The organism is Elusimicrobiota bacterium, from assembly GCA_041658405.1.
Taxonomy (GTDB): Bacteria; Elusimicrobiota; UBA5214; order JBBAAG01; family JBBAAG01; genus JBBAAG01.
The window spans coordinates 16,206-35,669 of record JBBAAG010000017.1 but is presented as its reverse complement, the minus strand read 5'-3'; the positions used below and the strand labels follow the sequence as shown (position 1 = coordinate 35,669).

The 19,464-nt window shown below is 40.2% G+C and carries 11 protein-coding genes; 3 read left to right on the top strand and 8 right to left on the bottom strand.

The features are described from left to right. Positions 1-128 precede the first annotated feature (128 nt). Both WC955_04860 and WC955_04855 read left to right on the top strand, forming a co-directional pair. Positions 129-1,025 carry a dihydrodipicolinate synthase family protein gene (locus tag WC955_04860; protein MFA5858377.1) on the top strand — a complete coding sequence of 299 codons (897 nt, stop codon included), beginning with the start codon at positions 129-131 and terminating at the stop codon, positions 1,023-1,025. Further along, the gene (locus WC955_04855) at positions 1,025-2,512 is read left to right on the top strand and encodes a glycoside hydrolase family 43 protein (protein MFA5858376.1); all 1,488 of its coding nucleotides are present in this window, start codon (positions 1,025-1,027) and stop codon (positions 2,510-2,512) included. The genes WC955_04860 and WC955_04855 overlap by 1 nt, the downstream gene beginning before the upstream one ends. Before the next feature lie 22 nt (positions 2,513-2,534). On the opposite strand, the gene WC955_04850 is transcribed toward WC955_04855, so the two are convergent. Then, positions 2,535-4,154 carry a metallophosphoesterase gene (locus WC955_04850; GenBank protein ID MFA5858375.1) on the bottom strand — a complete coding sequence of 540 codons (1,620 nt, stop codon included), beginning with the start codon at positions 4,152-4,154 and terminating at the stop codon, positions 2,535-2,537. A gap of 132 nt (positions 4,155-4,286) precedes the next feature. Here WC955_04850 and WC955_04845 point away from each other — a divergent pair, with 132 nt between their 5' ends. Then, entirely contained in the window at positions 4,287-8,189 is a 3,903-nt protein-coding gene (locus WC955_04845) for a phosphodiester glycosidase family protein (GenBank protein ID MFA5858374.1), read from the top strand. Positions 8,190-8,208: 19 nt separating this feature from the next. On the opposite strand, the gene WC955_04840 is transcribed toward WC955_04845, so the two are convergent. From WC955_04840 to WC955_04810, 7 genes are all read right to left on the bottom strand, one after another. Next, positions 8,209-10,683, bottom strand: a complete 2,475-nt coding sequence (locus WC955_04840; protein ID MFA5858373.1) for a hypothetical protein — start codon at positions 10,681-10,683, stop codon at positions 8,209-8,211. Positions 10,684-10,689: 6 nt separating this feature from the next. After that, complete coding sequence (locus tag WC955_04835; GenBank protein MFA5858372.1) at positions 10,690-11,502, bottom strand: sugar phosphate isomerase/epimerase family protein; 813 nt, start codon at positions 11,500-11,502, stop codon at positions 10,690-10,692. Positions 11,503-11,522: 20 nt separating this feature from the next. Then, on the bottom strand, positions 11,523-13,070 hold the full coding sequence (locus WC955_04830; protein MFA5858371.1) for a sulfatase-like hydrolase/transferase: 1,548 nt from the start codon (positions 13,068-13,070) through the stop codon (positions 11,523-11,525). A gap of 62 nt (positions 13,071-13,132) precedes the next feature. After that, positions 13,133-15,973, bottom strand: coding sequence for a hypothetical protein (locus tag WC955_04825; GenBank protein ID MFA5858370.1), 2,841 nt, complete (start codon positions 15,971-15,973; stop codon positions 13,133-13,135). 3 nt (positions 15,974-15,976) lie between these two features. Next, a complete protein-coding gene (locus WC955_04820; protein ID MFA5858369.1) occupies positions 15,977-16,816 on the bottom strand; it encodes a sugar phosphate isomerase/epimerase family protein in 840 nt (279 codons plus the stop codon). A 60-nt stretch (positions 16,817-16,876) separates the two neighbouring features. Then, positions 16,877-17,446 (bottom strand): epoxyqueuosine reductase QueH, encoded by a 570-nt coding sequence (locus WC955_04815; protein ID MFA5858368.1) that lies wholly within the window; start codon positions 17,444-17,446, stop codon positions 16,877-16,879. 48 nt (positions 17,447-17,494) lie between these two features. Continuing rightward, the gene (locus WC955_04810; GenBank protein MFA5858367.1) at positions 17,495-19,291 is read right to left on the bottom strand and encodes a glycoside hydrolase family 2 TIM barrel-domain containing protein; all 1,797 of its coding nucleotides are present in this window, start codon (positions 19,289-19,291) and stop codon (positions 17,495-17,497) included. Positions 19,292-19,464 lie beyond the last annotated feature (173 nt).

Genomic DNA, 19,464 nt, shown 5'->3' with positions numbered 1-19,464 from the left:
AAGTTTCAAATAAATATTGATAATAATTATACAAACGTTTTTACTGAAATTGTATGTTATATTGATTGTATGTTATAATGTTTATGGAACGTTATTTATGAGGCCATAGTTTAAAGAAGGAGAATCTGATGGAAAACAAAATGTCCGGCGTGTACGCTGCAATGCTAACATTATTCAATGAAGACGGCGAGGTTTGCGAGAAACGTATCCGTAAACACGTAAAGTTTCTTATCTCTAAAGGCTTACACGGATTATACATCTGCGGCGGTACCGGTGAAGGGTTATTGATGAGTGTGGAAGAACGTAAACGCGTTGCTGAAATTGTAAAGGACGAGGCGGGTACTAAAATAAAAATTATTGCGCATATCGGCACATTAAACACGCGTGACGCTGTAGCGCTTGCGCAACATGCGGAAGATATCAAACTTGACGCATTGTCCTCAATCCCCCCGATTTATTTTAAGTATACTTTTGAAAACATCTATAACTATTATAAAACCGTAGCGGAAAGCACGAGTTTACCGTTTTATATGTATTACATCCCGGGTTCAACCGGTATATCGTTAAGCAATGACAAAATTGCGGAGTTAGGAAACATAAAGAACATAAAAGGGTTGAAGTACACAGCAACAGATTTTTATACATTACAAGACTTATTGATAAAGATGAACGGCAAATGGATTGCATTCTCCGGCCCGGACGAGATGTCCTTACCTGCATTAACTATGGGCGTTGCAGGAAGTATTGGCTCCACCCAAAACGTACTACCCGAAATATTTGTTAAAATATACAATAATTTCCATGCAGGAAAAATAAAGGAAGCTGCGGCGTTACAAAAACGTATTACCTACGCGGTGTCTACACTCCACAAATTTGGCTTCCCGGGATGGAAAGCGGCATTACAATTACGCGGGATTGATTCAGGTTACTGCCGTCCGCCGTTCACCACAAAACTGCCTGTGAGTAAACAAAAAGAACTTGCGGGATTATGGAAAAAATATTTCCCGGAATATTACGGGAAATAATGCGTTTTATATCAATAATTAACGGTTGTGTTCTGGCAATAACGTTGTCTATGGAAGCACATACTTTGGATAATTACAATAAAATTGATCTTTCAACTATACAACCGCAAAGTGATAAATTCTATACTAATCCTCTTAATATCAAAGGAATCGGCGACCCGTTTGTTCTAAAATCTTATGACGGAAAATATTACTGTTATCCCACATCCGCGAGTGACGGTTACCGCGTGTGGACATCCACCGATGCTATATATTGGAAAGGATTAGGGAAAGTTTACACCACTAAACCCAGCTCTTGGGCAAAAGCGCAGTTTTGGGCACCTGAAGTGGTGGAGTATAATGGGAAATACTATATGTACTACTCAGCCCGAAGTACAGTTGAGAAGATAAAAGGAAATATGCATATCGGTGTAGCGGTAAGCACCTCACCCGCAGGGCCGTTTCTTGATGAACACAACCAGCCGGTATTCGATTATGGATACAGCGTTATTGACGCCCACGTATTCTTTGATGATGACGGTAAGAAATACCTGTACTACTCCCGTGATTGTTCCACAAACCGTGTTGAGAACCGTAATGAGAGCCATATTTACGGTATAGAACTCAATGACAACATGGTATCTGTCAAAGGTGAACCTGTCCTTCTGCTAAAACCGGAACAACATTGGGAAAAACCGAACTACCACACTCTCTGGAATGAAGGGCCTTTTATGGTGAAGTACAAAGGCACATATTATCTGATGTACTCCGGGCAGTGTTACGCTTCGCGATGGTACGCCGTGGGATACGCAGTATCACAACAACCGTTGGGGCAATTCGCAAAGTATCCGCATAACCCGATCCTCGCTGCGGAATGGGATAAAGTATCCGGCCCGGGACACCATAGCGTATTCCTGTCTCCTGATGGAAAAGAAATGTTTATCGCGTACCATACTCATACGGATATAACAAAACATGGAAGCAACCGCCAATTATGCATTGATCGTATGGGGTTCAGGGAAGACGGTACTATTTACGCCAACGGCCCGACATTAACTCCCCAACCTGTTCCCGCAGGACTATCGTACCGGGCAAACATCGCTCCAAACGCTGTGGTTACTGCAAGTTCTGTAAATATCGCATACTCAAAAGAAGCAGTGAATGACGGTGAGGTTACTACATTGAAACGTTTTGAAAAACATGAATGGGTTTCCTCAGTAGATGATCCCGAACCATGGATACAACTTGAGTGGGAGAAAGAACATATCGTTGATACCATACTTATTTACCCCAGTATATTAAAACAACGTAAACCGTCTACCGCGAAATTGTTTTTTAGTAACCGTACATATATTGACAATATATTTTTCCCGGAAGAACCCGGCGCAGCAGTTATTATCAACCTTCCGGATACGCGGATTACATGGCTGAAAGTTGTGTTTGAAATCACAAACTCTACGTCAACATCATGCTGCGGGATTTCTGAAATTACAATACTCGGGAAGTAATTAAGTTTAAGGAAACGGCCTCCTATTTAACAAATTTTAATTCAATAAATTTTGTAGGTTGATGCAAAGTGTTCAGCATTCGAGCGAAAGACACCTGTGTCCCGCTGGAGGGACGGGTACGGCTAAGATTGAATCCCATATTCCCGTATTTCCCAATATCTTTTAACGGCAACCTTATTTCGATTGACCAATAATCTTCGTATTTCTTAACAGCAGACTCACAAGTGCTTTCCCACACACGGCTGCGGGACCGGCCGGAATTATAACAACTTTGATCTAACAAAACATTGTTTGTATTAATAATAAAATGATAATACTGTATTTGCTGACCTGCGGGAGATATGAAGAGTTCAATATTATCATCAAGCCATACCTGGTCGTCATGTTTGATAATATTAGCCGTAACGGTTGACATATTGGGTTCATAACATTTTATGCCGATATACAGATTATTATCATCATACGCAAGATAGCCCGTTGTGCCTTCTGATACAGGCTTGAGGTTTATATCACGGAAAGGGCGTATATTAACCGTAGTAGTTGATTTCCATTCCTCGTCACTGATAATACCGTCAATAACGTATGTTCTTGTAGTACTTCTTACCTCCATAGTCCTCACCCAGTGTGAAGGCACTGTGGATAAGCCGTTAGGTACTAACTGGTACGATACTGTTTTATAAAACCCTGTCTCCGGTATGGTAGACACACTGAACTCGCGTTCTTCATGGCATCCACCGGAATATTCTTCCCTCCCGTTATGCCGTTCATCGATATACCAATTAGGATTATAACCCGTAAGAGTATCAGTACTCGCAAGCGCGTGAGTGGAATCCGGGGTTAAGTCATAAAACTTTGAATCTATATGATCGTCATACACTTCAAAGTACCGGTACCCTGCAAGCGGAATATCTGCAAGGTCACAGGTTGTAACATTAGTAACATTACGTTTTTTTACTAACGAGTTAGAATGACTATGGCCGGAAAGATACAGTATTACACGGTTCATTGAGTTTTTATCAAGTACCGTTTGAAGGTCAAACCCTTCTCCCCCCAGCCGGTCAGTCATCCCGCGGTTACCTCCGCGGGAGAAGTATACAGGAAAATGCGTGGCAACTATTGTAAACGAACTGGGATATTGTTTTAGTTTATTATCAATCCAATTAACAGTATCATCCGCTGACGTATGCCGGAATGTTGCAAGTATAAACACCGTGTTTTTATACGTAAAATCATACCTCCACGTGTCGGTACCAAAAACACGGCAATACCTTGTTTTATCCCAGTCAGCCAAAGCATCGCCGCTGTATTCATAGTCGTGATTCCCTCCGATGAACCGCACCGGGCAGTTAAGCTTTTCAGTTAATTTTTTGAACTTAGCTAAACTACCGATATCGCCTCTGTTGGTAAGGTCACCGGTTATAATTATAAAATCCGGGATATTATGATTCTTTTGCGTATTAATAATTTCAGTAAAAAGATTAAAATTATCTGTATTCTGCAAAAACCAAGACGATTTTATTGTGTCAGTGTCAATTATATGAGTATCCGAGATATGCGCAAAAGTATACTTTGGTTTTGTTTCCGTTGCGTTTAATGGTTGCGACGATGATATCAAACTGATGATTATTAATAAAACAAGCATTACATTTACTCCTTATTACTTATGATAAACATTTCTTTAATAATAGTTTATGATATAAACTTGTATAAATAAACTAATAATATGAAGATTTATGCGTGTTCCTACTCAACATGTTTTGTATAATTATAGTTAATGAATATTGTTAAAAGAACAGTCTATCTTATTTTGTTCATCATCCTTTCTATTCCTTCACTATACGCTGAGACACAGATTACAGAAGGCGTGTATTTCAGTTCAATGACAATCTCCGGACCGAACAATATATTTATTGTTAAACTTGACCGGGCGTATATTGACCGGTATAAATTCCAAAACGGAATGTCTGCCGGGAATGTGTATCATAACCGCGAATATACGAGTTCAATATTTTCACGGTACGATAAACCAGGAAACAACGTTATTGCCGCTGTGAATGCCGGGTTTTTTGAATCAGACGGTGAAGCACGAGGCGGAATTATCTACGAAGGCAATGTTATTCAAGATTTTGAAACTTTTAATACACGCATGGCGTCATTCGGGCAATTATTCGACGGGACACCGGTGATAAATAAAGTTACTAATAAATCGTTAAAACTCACACTGCCAGATGCAACAACACATTTTGACCGTATAAACAATGACCGCGGTGCAGGACAGCTTATACTTTACACTCCGGAATGGTATTCTACTACGAAGACAGCGAATACACCCAGCGTAGAAGTAGTCCTAAAAAATGTAAGTTTCCCGCTTAGCCCCGGGAAAGAACAGGCCTGTACGGTATCCGCTGTTTATAACAGTACAAACACGGTTATTCCAAAAACCGGATTAGTTATATCAGGCCACAAAAATTCTGCGACACTGTTATCCGGACTAAAAGCCGGGGATACCGTAAAAATATTGTTAGAACTATCAGATCCTGTATGGAACAACGTACGTGGCGCGGCTACGGGTTTAGGCTGGTTAGTACATAACAGCGTGGCAAACACTTCCGCCTGGGGTACCGGCGGGATTTACGATTACGCCAACCCGCGTACGGTTATCGGGTTTAACGATCAGTACATATACATGGTGCTTATTGACGGGCGGACAACTGCTAGTGTCGGTATGACCTTTACGCAGATGGCATCGTTTTTGATTAATACATTGAACTGTAAAGAAGCTATGAACTTTGACGGCGGAGGGTCGGCCTGTATGGTAGTCAACGGCGTTGTTGTTAACCACCCGTCAGGCGGTGTGGAACGTTCTGTTGGCAACGCAATGATGCTGGTGGAGATACCTGTAAAAGAACAGATACCTCCGGAAGGATGGACAAACTTTGTATCCCTCAATTCTGACAACACTGCTGTTCAAGAAAATGATATTGTTGATATCACCAATCCTATATGCAAAATTGATGTTAAGGATACGGATTCCGGAATTAATCCGCAGTCCGCATATTACAAATACTCAAATGACGGCGGAGCGACATGGCCACAGACATGGCTCACGGCAGTATGTACTAATTTAGCAGGTACGACTAGTTACTTCACAATAACTTCCAGCGTGCAGTTCACCACAACATCGCTTGTGAATAACCGTATAAAGTTTAAAGTCAGTGATAACGCAGGAAATTATGATGAAAGCAGAGAGTATACGGTACGCATAGCTACATATAATATTATTGACACCGTACCGCCTTCAAATCCTACAACATGTTATTCATGGTCGAGTTCATCCAAAACGTTTCAGGTCGTAGATAATATATGGCAGAATGCCTGTGATAAACCATATTTTGAATGGACCGGTGCAAGCGATAACCAGTCCGGTATCTTAGGATATTCCGTGTGTTTTAGCACAAATCCAGGAGAAGTACCCACAACGGAAATTACGCAGCCGAATAATACAGCACTAAATCACTATACTGTTAAAGAAAGTATTTCTGGAGGTGAAACGTCTTACCTGATCGTCCGTACATGCGACGGGACAATGAACTGGAGCACCGCAAAAGTGTTATTCACCACGAAATACGACGATGTTCCTCCTAATCCTGTAACACAACTTATATTGAGGCCGGGGTTAGACAATGTGATGTTAACATGGTCCACACCTGAAGATAATGTTTCTTCAATAAAATATTATAACGTTTACCGCACAACAATTGAGATTGATCTCTACGGCGTATTAACTGGTACAACAAGTAATAATTACTATCTCGATTACAGTGCTATTGTAAACACAACATATTATTACAGAATTGAACCTGTAGATTATGCCGGGAATCCGCAGGCAAACGGTGATACGGTTGAATCTATTCATTACACTATACCAAATGGGATACAGCCACCGTTATTATGCCGCGGATGGGCTTCAATAAATAAAATTATTGAACTTAATTTTGACACTTGGCAAAACATTACATTCCTGCCGTACTTCGAATGGTCCGGAGCGTTTGATACCCAAAACAGTATCTCCGGATATTCTGTCTACTGGGGTAAAGACCCTGAAGCGGATCCCGGAACTCAAACTTATCAAAGTGATAACAAGTACTCAGTTACAGTTTTTGATGCTTTAAATCCTGCTGAATTTGAAGGAATTTATTATCTCCGTTTACGTACAAGAAACGGTCTTGGAGAATGGACATCACCCTCAACGATGTTCATTTTTAAGTACGACAAAACTCCTCCGGGGGCAGTAACAAAATCGGCGTTAACAACAGAAAACTGCGGAGTAACACTCACCTGGGATAATGCTGAGGACACCCTAAGCGGGACAAACGGTTATAAAATACTTAGGTCTACAGATATTATGATTTTGAGTTCATTAATTGAAACCCTGACACAAAAAGTGACAACATATTCCGATCTAACAGTTTCCGTAGGTACAACGTATTATTATCAACTCCAGGCAATTGATGCTGCAGGGAATACACAAACCACGGGGAATGTTATCAAAGGTATTTTTGTTACAACAAACACCATAGGTTCTTCTGAACTTACCATAACATTATCCAATGCCGGCGGTGAGGTTATCAACATCCCGGGAAATGATATTAAAATCAACGCTGTGTTCACGGGAAGTAGTGTGCCATGTTCATCCAAACTGTATTACCGTATAAAGGTTAATACAGGGCAACCCGAAAACTGGTCTTCACTATATACCCGGGAATTACAAAAAGTTGATTCAACAAATTATAACGGCGTAATCCCGAAAAATGTTATCACCGATAAAACAGCAGGTATTGAGTATTACGTATCCGCATACGACACTTCCGGTATAATTTACTTAAGCAATGCAACAACCATAGCTTTTGAACTAACAAAATCAGCGTTAATACGCAACAACCTCGGCGGGATTATTACATTAATTGACGGTAATACCAGCGACGGAAATGCGCGCTTACTACTCCCAGCCGGTGCATTAGATGAAGACACAATCCTTACCTTTGGAATGACCGGTATTAATACAGTACCGCAGTTGAAAAATAATGATTTTGTGGATACCAGTTATTCAGACCGATGCGTTGCTGTGTATACCGTAACACCTTCGGGGACTGGCCTAAACTCATATGCAACACTTACATTGCTGTACTACGACACAAATAATGATGGTATGGAGGACACCAGAAGTATTCCGGAAGATAAACTCGGTGTTTTTTGGTATGATGACAACCTTGCAGAGTGGCGGTATCTAGGCGGTAAGATTGATACACAGCAAAATACATTAACAGTACCGGTAGGACATTTTAGTTCATTTGCCGTATTTGCGGTAAACTTAAATAATATCTCAGCCTCAGCGTTTAAACCGCGGGAACGGATTGTCACGCCAAACAGTGACGGCAAAAATGATGCTGCTATATTCAACGGTATCCACAACTATTACGCATTGGCGTTAGAGGATGATAAAACAACCGGCGTTAAAATCTATACCCTCACAGGTAAACTTGTCTGTGAATTAAAAGATACCGATACTTGGCAGGGAACGGATACAGAAAATAACTTCCTCGAAAACGGTGTGTACATTTATCAGTACACCGTCAACGGTCAAATGGTTTCCGGTACGATCGTTATTGCGAAATAGCGCAGGATATTTTCTTTACTTATTTATACCCTATGAAATCCACAACACCTGATGCATTAGTTATTTCAGCTTCCACATCTTTTAATACAACACCGGTTGTTGTTTTACTGTCTGTACAGTATATATGCACTTCAAACGGGCGGTAAGTATCGGAATACTTATTATTCTGTACTCTCACACCACGATTTTCGGATAATACGTTAAGATTATCCGTGCGCATAATTTCCGGGATTACAAACTCATCCTTAACAGTATTTGAAGTTGTGTTCACTGTAAACAAATAATAGTTTTCCTTGTACTTCTTCACCACCCCGTGAATACCGGTCAACACTTTGATTTCCCCCGCAGGAACAGTGTCAGTACCTAACAGAATAACATCTTCCACTGCTTTGATTTCCTTAATAATATACGGGATCCCGAGTTTTAATGCCGGGTAATTTATGGCATCCTGGTATTTATAATAATTATACCCTCTCGCACCATAGACAATCGGTAGCCATTGCATACACCGTTGTTCCGTAAACGACGGTGCACGGTTTAACGGGTGGTTAACCCCGCCGTAAAAGGTTTGCACAGTCATCCCTACGAGTTTACGGTTATTCCCCGCAACCTTTGCAGCATTAAGAAAATCTACCATATACATCATTGGATGAGTATAAGTCCCGTCACTTTTTGGGCGTGGGTACGGGTCCGGGAAGAAAATGTCAAGTGCATTGTAGTACGTCATGATACCGCGATCAATTCTGTCATTACATATAACTACCGGATGATACGGGTCAATATCAGAAATTAATTCATACGCTTCTTCCAGAACATTCCTGTTTATACGTTTCATCTCGGGTTCATCTATAAGGTAGTAACACATAACCGCAGGATGCGTACTTACAGCGTTAATAATGGATGTTAGATCATTCCTAGTTTTTGCAGTGAGTTCATCATTATCATAAAAATATTTGTAAATACCTGCTAAACCCAATGGCATTAACTCGCCATACATCTTATTTTCTTTCAGTTCATCCATCAACCTGGTATTTTTCCCCAGCAATAAACCATCCGCACCGGTATCAGCAAGGTCTTTAACCGTCCCCGCTCCGCCCCACCAAATAATTGGGAATTCAGGCTTACCGTTGACTATCAGGTTGAGATTACTGTCCACCCGCGCTTCAAGTGCAGGCGACTTCGCAAGTTTCCTAACTTTTTTACTTTCTACTGTGCGAAATACACCATTATCTAAATACTCGCAGGTGAGCGTGTAAGTCCCCACAGGGATTTGTTTTATATCAAGTTCGGTTAACCCGCTGTTCTTATACTGTTCCGCAGAAGCTAACACTTTACCGTTGTCATCCATGAACCTAAACACTAACTTATCCTCTTTTTCATTCCAAAAAGTAGGATCAACCGTTGCGGAGGCAATTAACACATCAACTGTTTCATCATAATAAATATTGTTTTTATAAAAAGGCTGCTTAATATCAATGGTTAAAAGATGAGAGAGACGCGCCGGAGTTTTCTGATACAGAGTACAGATTTCGCCTTTGCTGTCAGATAGACTATACAATATCATGATATTGCGTTTATCTTCAGCATAAAACGAAATCTCGGTTTCTTCTATTTTACCGGGCACTAATAAATATTTACTGTCTTTTACAACACTCTGTTTCCCAGCCCAGGCGGAGAATAAGACACTTGTTTTATTCTTACTATAATTTGCAAATTCCACGATTGGCGATATTTTTACGTTTTCACCTTCATGAACAATACTAACTTCCTTGAATGAGATTGAACAACAATACCGGGCTGTGTCAACTCCGGTTAAAGCCCGTGTGATATCAAAAGTATCCGGATTAAGGAACCACCCGTTTTTTGCTACACTACTGTCCTCTTTCATTTTCACCATCCCGGCACGGCGGGTACGGCAGAGGTTTAACCTTACCACGTTTTTAAGCCGTTCTTCCGGTGTTATTGACGCAAAGGGTACTACAAGTTCAGCAGACCATTGCCCTGTACCTACATTCGCAGAAGAATAACATATAAGGTTATCAAATAACAGCGGAGTTTTACCTTTGTCTGTGCGGTACTCAACATCATGATTACCATTCGCGCTTATAATGAAATGGTAAAACCCTTCACTATCAGAATCAGCGTCAATCATTACCTCAACACAATCGTCAAGGTTAGCTTTCTTCCCAAAATCACGTGTGCTGTCACGGATAAGTTTCGCTGTACTGCTTTCTTCACAGACAAACCCGAAGTAAAACGCTGTATCATCATGCGTTACATACGCAACGGTTTTCATTACAGGTACTTCTGTGGTTTTGTGTACCGCAAAATTATCGTATTTATTTGCAGACTTCCAAAGTGGATCATCAAGTTTACCGTCTATCTTTATAGCAGGAAAGGAATATGCGGTTGATGCAAAAAGGTTTAACATCCATACTGCGATCAACCATACCATACCGGCGAACAAATGTACTGCATTTTTTTTAAATACCATATTTTTTTATCCGTTCTTCAATGCTTTCCAGTTTTCCGCAATAATTTTTGGGACATTATCCTCACCAATTACTTCATAAATAAACGGGCCCGGGTATTTATGTTTGACAAGTAACTGCAATATTTCTTGCCAGTTATTAACCCCTTTCCCGGGTAAAACATGCCGTTCATCTTTACGGTCATAGTCTGATACATGTACGGTACAAACCAGTGGCCCTACACGGTCAAGAAATTCTTCTGTCATTTCAATGATTGAATGGTTCATATCGCAACACACACCGATTTGAGGATACGGTGCAATAATAGATTTGATATCATCACTACAGTTCCCCAAACTAGTATCATCTTTCATATTTTCTAACGCAATCTTAAGTTTATACTCCCCCGCGAGTTTTGAGAGTATCCCTAAAGATTCCTGGCAGTTATGAAACCGTTCCTGCCGTTCTTCAGGTTCAACATTACTCGGGCTGGCATGTATGATCAACCGTTTAGGGCCATACTTCGCGATCCACGGTATTATTTCTGTATATGTATCAATCACAAGTTTACGCGCTGCAGTGTCCCGTGTGGAAATATCCCACGGTTTGCCGTAGGTTAGATGCAAGGATATTAATTCCAGGTTGTTGTCATGTATAGAGTTAAGAATAGTTTCTGCCTTAGTGCGGATATTCGCGAAAAAGTTGGTAATCGGCTCTTTTGACGGTAAGATCATTTCTATGCAGTCAAACCCGGCATCTTTATAATTCTTCATTGTATGAGGATTTGAAAATGAGTACAAACTCCCTAGTTTCCATTTTGCAATTTCTTTTTTGTAATCCATTTATAACACCTCTTTCGGTCTTAATCATCACTATCCTTAGTTTCTTTAACCGGTTTAGCTGTTTTTGCCTTCACCCGGCCATAACCTTTAGTAAATTCTTGTATACACCGTAGTTCTGTAAGTTCTGGCTTCTCCCCAACTTCTTTTACTAAAGCGTCATACATTTTGGTAATGATATCCTTATACTTTTTATCCCCAGCGAGGTTAGTATATTCCTCAGGATCTTTCTCAAGGTCAAAGAGTTCATATACCGTTTTACCGTTCTCAGCCGTAGGAGTATGAATAATAAGTTTATACTTCCCCTGCCGTATCATTGTCATACCGGACGCAATGAGATGCGCGTAGTATTCCGAAATCGCGATGTCTTTCCATTCACTTTTGGGGTCAGACATTAACGGCACTAATGAATCACCATCCCAGTTGTTCTCAGTTGTAACCCCGCTAAGGTCCACTATTGTTTTTGTAACATCGACCAGCGAGCACACGTTATCCCGGCGCTGCCCTTTCTGCCATTGATCAGGGTATTTTATGATCAACGGGATTTTGGTTGCAGAATCATACATATTATTTTTCCACCATAAGCCGTGTTCACCCATATTCTCGCTATGGTCGGTAGTATAAATAATTATTGTATTATCCTCATACCCTGTTTCTTTGATGGTATCCAACACTTTACCTATTTCTTCATCCACCCATTCGGTTAACGCGTAATAGTATTCCCTTGCTTTTTTTACGTATTCTTCCGGTACTTCTTCATAATTAAAATTGTACCGCAGGTGCTGGTAGTTCAACGGCAACTTTTCTACGTAATTCTTCGGGAGTTTAGGAGATGGGACCTTGTCCTTGTAATTAAGCCAGTATTTTTCCGGTACTATCAACGGAAAATGAGGGGCAAGGTAGCCGACTATCATGAATAACGGCTTATCTTCCTGCGGTTTGCGGTTCTTCAGAAACTCAATTGTTGCAGAGGTAACATTGCGATCATGTTTTAGGACGGAAGAAGTGTCGCTGGAAGCAATCTGTGTGAACCTATTACTAATCCCGGGAATAGGTTTTGTGATATCAATAGTACTGCGTACGCCTTTACCTGTCATAAACACTTTATTCATATTCCCACCGATTTCGGTCATACTATGACGCCGGGTACCGTCGAGATGCATTTTCCCGCAAAGTATTGTTTCATACCCTGAATCGTTCAACACTTTCGATACCGTTGGGTAGTCTTCTGTTGGCAGCCAACAGCGGTTATTCCACACGCTACAACGGGAAACATATTGTCCCGCCAAAAACGAGTTACGGGACGGGACGCATAACGGCGAGTTTGTGTAGCAGTTCGTGAACGTAACACCTTGATTGCTTAGCTTATCAATATTTGGTGTCTTCACTATTTGGTTACCATAGCAGCCCGATATTTTTTGATTATGCTCATCCGACATTATAACAATAATATTCGGCCGTTTGGATTTAACCGCTTCAGACTGGATTGTTTCCGCTGCCGGAATACTTGTTTTTAATGTGAATAACGCAATAATCCCTGTTGTAACTTTGAATACTTTGTTAGTTTTCATTAAAAAAACCCTTTCTTAATCTCTTGATTTGATAATTGTTGTATTTTACAATAAATAAGGCCTTATTCCAATAATCTTTTTTCTGACTTAATAAATGTATTTTCGGTAGTTAATACTTCTACATAAAATTCAATCTTTACTTTATCACCATCCATAGGGATACTGAACTCAAATGGATAAATTTTATCAACTACCTCTTGCCATTTACCGTTTATCTCTATGTTTTTATAACACAGTTTTGCTGACTTAACACGTGACGCTAAAGCGTCGGTGTATATATACGCACTTTTTAAATTGTCACCCATATGAATAACCATACCTGTCATATTCCCGAACGGCGTTTTTATACTAACAAAATCTTTGGCTGGCTTAGGATTGATTTTTTCTCCAAAAAACCTGTCCTGAAACCTGGGTTTAACCTCAATTCCGTTAATAGCAATCGCAGTGATCCCAGCGGAAGAGATTTTAGTGCTGATACTGCCGGGAGATATTTCAATATCAGGATATGCTATGTTATCTTTCCAGGCCTGTGTTTTGTATGATTTACCCGGATCATAAGGGATAATCTCTTTATTTAAGGCCGTCTTAAAATCAATATCGTTTTTTGATTGGTTCAAAAATACTATATATAACTTATTATTACCATAACCGGCAATATAGTTTACTTGCGCAGTGTCTGTCCGAAGTAACTTCAACGGCATATAAAGCCTTACATTGTTGTCATTATAAAATGTACCGGGACGGTCACCATAAATACGGTTAACCATATACGCATAATTTTTTAACTGGTAAGACGGGAATGATATCTTACCCTTGGATTTTGTATATGCTTCCGATATCATGTAATCTATCAGGAATGAAATCATCGGCCATACGTGGTTATAATGAAAACTGTTATAATTCAAATCTTCAAATTTACGTAGAGGGTATTCCGGTTTTTCATAAACAGTGGTATAAGATCCTTTAATGTTATACCCCGGGAAACTGGAATACCTTCCCACTACCGCCCAGCGTGCAAGGTCGTTAAACATAATTTCGCCTGTACAATACCCTAGTTTCAAAAAGTATGCGGGATAGTTTGCCATAAATATTACGCGATGAGACGTATGTGTCCCCGCGCATTCCGAGCATAATCCAATCTCGGATACACGCCATGCAGGAACTTTTTCTTCGGGTACAGCAATCGGGGACATACTTTTTCTCTTATTTTTTGTTAACGGCGCAAAACCGTCTTGATTCACCAAAACCGTAGTATCAGGTACAGGGGGAGACACATATATACTTGTTGTAAATAACCTCGCGGCTTTTACGCTTGCATCAAGATATTTTTTATTCCCGGTTTCCTCATATAACTCATATAAGTCTATCCATAACGGCGCAAGGTCTATCCAGAACGACCCTCCGAGGCCCAGAAAATCCTTTGCATTTGTATTCACACGTTTATCTATATATTCATCCGCCATCTTCAAAGCCGTATCTAAATACTCCGTAGTACCGCTGAGTTTGTACAACATAAGTTCGTTGTACCATCTACCTCTTTCAGATTTATTGCGGATCTCGTATAAACTTCTTGCACGGTTGTAAAACACAGACGCACGCCCTTTAGAAATCAAAGACAATACTGCGGCATCAGAGAAGTTCATGCATGCACGCCCTAATGTTGATGACGGCACCTGGCCGTCTGCATACACTTCATTTTCCCCTACTTCTGCGGGTTTAAACAACGATGTTTTTCTTGACATAAAATATTCAAGCATAGGCAGGACACGGGTATTATATATTTGTTCGTTATCAGTAAGGATTGCAAGTTCAAGCGGGTGAACCGGTGAAACATTCTTTACCGCACCGGGAACGTCTGTTTCATAACTATACCCCTTTTGTTCTTTTACCCAAATACCATATTTATCACTCATCGCATAGTCAATCATGTTTTCGATTGTATTATTCATTGAACCTGTCCCGCTGTTATCCCGCATATCTCTCAAGCCATAAACTTTTTGGACAACATAACGATATGTATCAAACCAATCACCTGGCTTGATAATAATACGTGTCTTAAAACTATACTTATCGCCAGGGTGCATCAAAGATTCCTGTGTTCCTAATACAGGCGAAAATATTAGTGGTTGAGCGTACCCCCTGGTATTTCTGATCATTACTCCAAACCTGGAATTTTGCGCTGTTGCCAACCGGAAACGCAATTCTTCTTTATCCACTGCCAATACAGTGTTTATCCCTTTGGAAGCAATCATCACCATTGGAACTTGACAAACGTATTCGGGTGTAAAATATGGTTGCAATGGAAACCGTTTCTCGGTCCATATAGGCGGTTGAAACAATATATTGGCTTCTTCTGGCACGATCTGAGGCAATCCTGAAAATCCTATAGAAAAATATCCTGTTGTCATTGGATAAAACATTAAATTCACCTGTATGTCAGATGTGTCATTATATAAAGACAACTCTGCTTTAATCTTGAACTCACTGGTTTCAGGAAAGTTATATTGAAGAATACCGTTGTTAACCACACAATTATCGGCTGTAAGTTCTACAACTTTTCCTGCTTCAAACAAATTCTTTGTTGCCTTACCTTTGGCAACAGATTTCCAGGAAGGGACTTTGTAATTGAACAACGTTTCTGATGAACGTTTCTCATCAATACCTATTTTTGGGCTGTAGTTCACGAGTTTAGGATTATTTTGAGCGTATATTACCGTGAATTTTGGAAGTATTAAAGGATAACTAATATTTTCTGTATCAACAACAAACGAGTGCCCTGGTTTAAGCACAAATTTGTATTGCGGATTATTCACAGTTATTTCGTTTCCCATAGCCACCATCGCCCAGCTTGGGAGAATACAACAAAGCATAACCACAGAGAATGTTTTATTAAAATATTTCAAACACTATCCTTTTAATAATGCCTGCCAGTTGTCGTACAACATTTTTGGGCTTGCTGCGCTACCCATTACTTCGTACATAAACGGGCCGGGGTAGTTGTACTTAACCAGTAACTTCAGGATATTCTGCCAGTTATTCACGCCTTTACCGGGTAACATATGCCCTTCTGCCTTACCATTATAGTCTGATACGTGTACCGTACAAATTCTGGAGCCTATACGGTTAATAAAATCTTCTGTGGTTTCCAATAATGAATGGTTCATATCGCAACACACACCGATTTCCGGGAATGGGGAGATCAACTCTTCCACCGCAGCACCGCTGTTACCTAAACTTATATACGATAACAGGTTTTCTACTGCCACCTTGATATTGTACTCATTCGCATACCGTGAGAGTATACTCAAAGACTCACGGCAGTTATGCGTGCGTTCATCCCGTTCCGCAGGCTCTACATCCCCTGGGCTGGGATGGACAACCAGCCTTTTTATCCCGTACCCGGAAATCCAATTTATTATCTGTGAATACAGCTCAAGTACAGCTTTCCGAGTTTCACTTTTACGTGAAGAAATGTCTAACACCGGGCCAAACGGCAGGTGTAACGATACAAGTTCAATATTTTCGGATACTATTGTTTCAACAATTCTTTGCGGTTCTTTATCGCGGATAATGTCATTAAAATAATTTTTGGGCGGTATATCTCTTGGTAAGCCAAATTCTATACAGTTAATCCCGGCTTCCGCGTATTCCCTAACCGCTGATTTTCTGCGGGCAGTATATGAACTCCCTAGTTTCCATTGTTTAATAACTTCTTTGTAATCCATATTTTTAGGTTCATCATTCATATTTTATATATTCATCCTAAATCACTTGTTTTAAAAAGCGGGATTAATAATACGTATTTTTTAACTAACCGGTAAACTGTATACACACCCGCAGTAGTGTTGATGATAAAGGTTATGTAATTTTGAAAAATCAACACTTTTTTTGTACCCATCCTTTTTTTTGAAATCACGTACCAGAAAACTTTTACTATCTATTTCTAACCCTGTTTTATTGACAATCCCGGCATTCTTATGCGGGCTTACAGTCAGAGTTGTAGCAAAAAACGGGATATTCATTTCTGTTGCTTTCTTATAAGTTTCCTCTAACCTTATCTTGAAACATACCCCGCATCTTTTCCCGCCTTCAGGTTCATTCTTATAAATATCAGTTAATTCCAGCCATTTAATATTATCGTAACCGGCTACTATAAGATCAATCTCAAGAGTTTTTGAAACATACTGCACAACTTCCAGGCGTTTATCGTATTCTTCACGCGGATGAATATTAGGATTACAAAAAAACCCTGTTACCCTATAATTTTCTTCTTTCAGCTGTGAGATTACAGAACTTGCGCAGATACCGCAGCAGATATGAAGCAATACCGGCGCTCCGTTACCATTGATTTTATCTATCTGCATTTTTTTCGTCATATACCTTTGAATACCCTTCTCAAATACATTTGATCAAAAAACGATTTCCTACTTCACACGAAATGGAACATTTGCAGTCCCAACATGCCCGCTTGCGCCATCGTATACATAACAATAAAGCCGGTAATATCCCGGAGTGGATGGGGTAGTAATATTTTTTGCATGTACATCACCAGGATCGTCACGCATTGAAACATCCACTATATCTGCAGGTTGTTTTGTAAGATCCGTATGCAATTCTTCCCGTAGTTCGTACCTATAACGCAATTGTTCTCCCTCATCGTGTGTAATTTCTACCATAGCACGATATTCTGTCTCAGGTGATAATACAATATTTTCATACGCGCGTTTGTTGTCAAGATACATAATTTTAATCCTGGGCGACATATTTGCGGGATACTTTCCTGTCCAGGAAAAATACATTTCGTCGTAGATCGGTGTTTTCATGGTTTCGCTGTCTAATAACATATTATACCATGTATGCGTACATCCCACCACTCTCGCGAGCTTGAATGCATATGAACCGATACACCTGCCGGATACTGACGGGGAGGTTATAAACGCAGCATACCGTGAACTATAAACCGGTGCTTTGTCATAACTTGACTGTTCAATCGGCGCACCCCAGGTAGTAGTTATAACTTCATAACTCGCGTTACACGCGAATTCGGTGATAAGGTACGGCCCCGGCCAGCCTCCATACTTTGGCGCCGGGCCGGTAATGTTTTGATGCGCATTCTTTAAATGTTTATAAGCATTAACCGCAACAATATCAATCTCCGGTGCGTATTTTATCACGTTTTGAACTTTTTCAGGGCTTGACCCGGCAAGTACGGCAACCGTTGGATGGTTAGGGTCAACTTTTTTTATGTACCTAGCAATATCGTTGATAGCTTTATAGCATTCCACATCTTTTGTATTAGCCTCTACCTCATTACCTACCGCCCAGGCGAGTACTGCGGGATGGTTTTTGTATTTATCCACTACAGAAATTAACCGGGTATACTGCTCAGCAACTTCTTTTTTACTACCGGCATAAGTAAACCCCGGGTTTTCCTGCCGCATATGCAACCCGAACAAAAGTTTCATTCCAAGATCCTGCGCACGGTCAAGTATATCGTATCCGTTTAAGTACACATAACTGTATAACCTCGCGGAATTCGCTCCAGCTTCATGCATTTTTTCAATATCTTCCACCCCGCATACGCCTTTCACAAAAAATTCATTTCCATTAACGGTAAGAGCGTATTTCCCGATAGAATTATCCTTTACTATTTTAACTACAGATGGAATATCCGGGTACCTCGATTTTTCAGTAGGCACAACAATTTCAGTAGTTTTTGCGATAACTACAGATGTTGATACCAATACGCACTTAACCGCATCCGCAGCTGTATTCCCATCGTCATTACACTGTATTAGGATATAATTACTGTTATAACTCATCCTAAGATTATACCTGCCGATAAGGTTCCACTTCCCGCAGTTCTTTGTTTGATCAACCTTGATACCTTTATTTAGCCCGGTTCTATCTTTAACAATAACACTTATAGCATCCGGCCTGTTCTCTCCATCCGGCCAGCTTATGTATATATCATACTCCCCGGCGGTTTGAATATTAGGTGTCCATTTAGCGTAAGTCCACGGATCATTTTTTGTGCATTGCAGATAATCAGTGCCATAACTATCTGCTGTGTTTACGCAAACCGTCCATGCTGAGGATGGAACGCTGGTAAACCCTTTATCAGTATTATCAACCACAACTTCTGTAGCAGCTGCAAAAGCAATGGCCAACGGAAAAAGTGTTAATTGTAACAACACGGGCAAAGTAAAACGTAACATCATAGTTCCCTTTATTTAAATTAACTTGCTGTTTTGACCCACTATTAACATCCAATAATAACACGTTCCTCCCTTTTAATTTACCGACGATTGTATTATAGATCCCTCCGGGTCAATTTTCAATGTTAAACTGGGTCATAATTCAATGTTATTTTGCACATGCAGCCTCCTGTATA

Bases quoted from the DNA above. Each gene is read 5' to 3' on its own strand.
- WC955_04860 (MFA5858377.1), top strand. From the start codon at position 129: ATGGAAAACAAAATGTCCGGCGTGTACGCTGCAATGCTAACATTATTC.
- WC955_04855 (MFA5858376.1), top strand. From the start codon at position 1,025: ATGCGTTTTATATCAATAATTAACGGTTGTGTTCTGGCAATAACGTTG.
- WC955_04850 (MFA5858375.1), bottom strand. From the start codon at position 4,154: ATGCTTGTTTTATTAATAATCATCAGTTTGATATCATCGTCGCAACCA.
- WC955_04845 (MFA5858374.1), top strand. From the start codon at position 4,287: ATGAATATTGTTAAAAGAACAGTCTATCTTATTTTGTTCATCATCCTT.
- WC955_04840 (MFA5858373.1), bottom strand. From the start codon at position 10,683: ATGGTATTTAAAAAAAATGCAGTACATTTGTTCGCCGGTATGGTATGG.
- WC955_04835 (MFA5858372.1), bottom strand. From the start codon at position 11,502: ATGGATTACAAAAAAGAAATTGCAAAATGGAAACTAGGGAGTTTGTAC.
- WC955_04830 (MFA5858371.1), bottom strand. From the start codon at position 13,070: ATGAAAACTAACAAAGTATTCAAAGTTACAACAGGGATTATTGCGTTA.
- WC955_04820 (MFA5858369.1), bottom strand. From the start codon at position 16,816: ATGAATGATGAACCTAAAAATATGGATTACAAAGAAGTTATTAAACAA.
- WC955_04815 (MFA5858368.1), bottom strand. From the start codon at position 17,446: ATGACGAAAAAAATGCAGATAGATAAAATCAATGGTAACGGAGCGCCG.
- WC955_04810 (MFA5858367.1), bottom strand. From the start codon at position 19,291: ATGATGTTACGTTTTACTTTGCCCGTGTTGTTACAATTAACACTTTTT.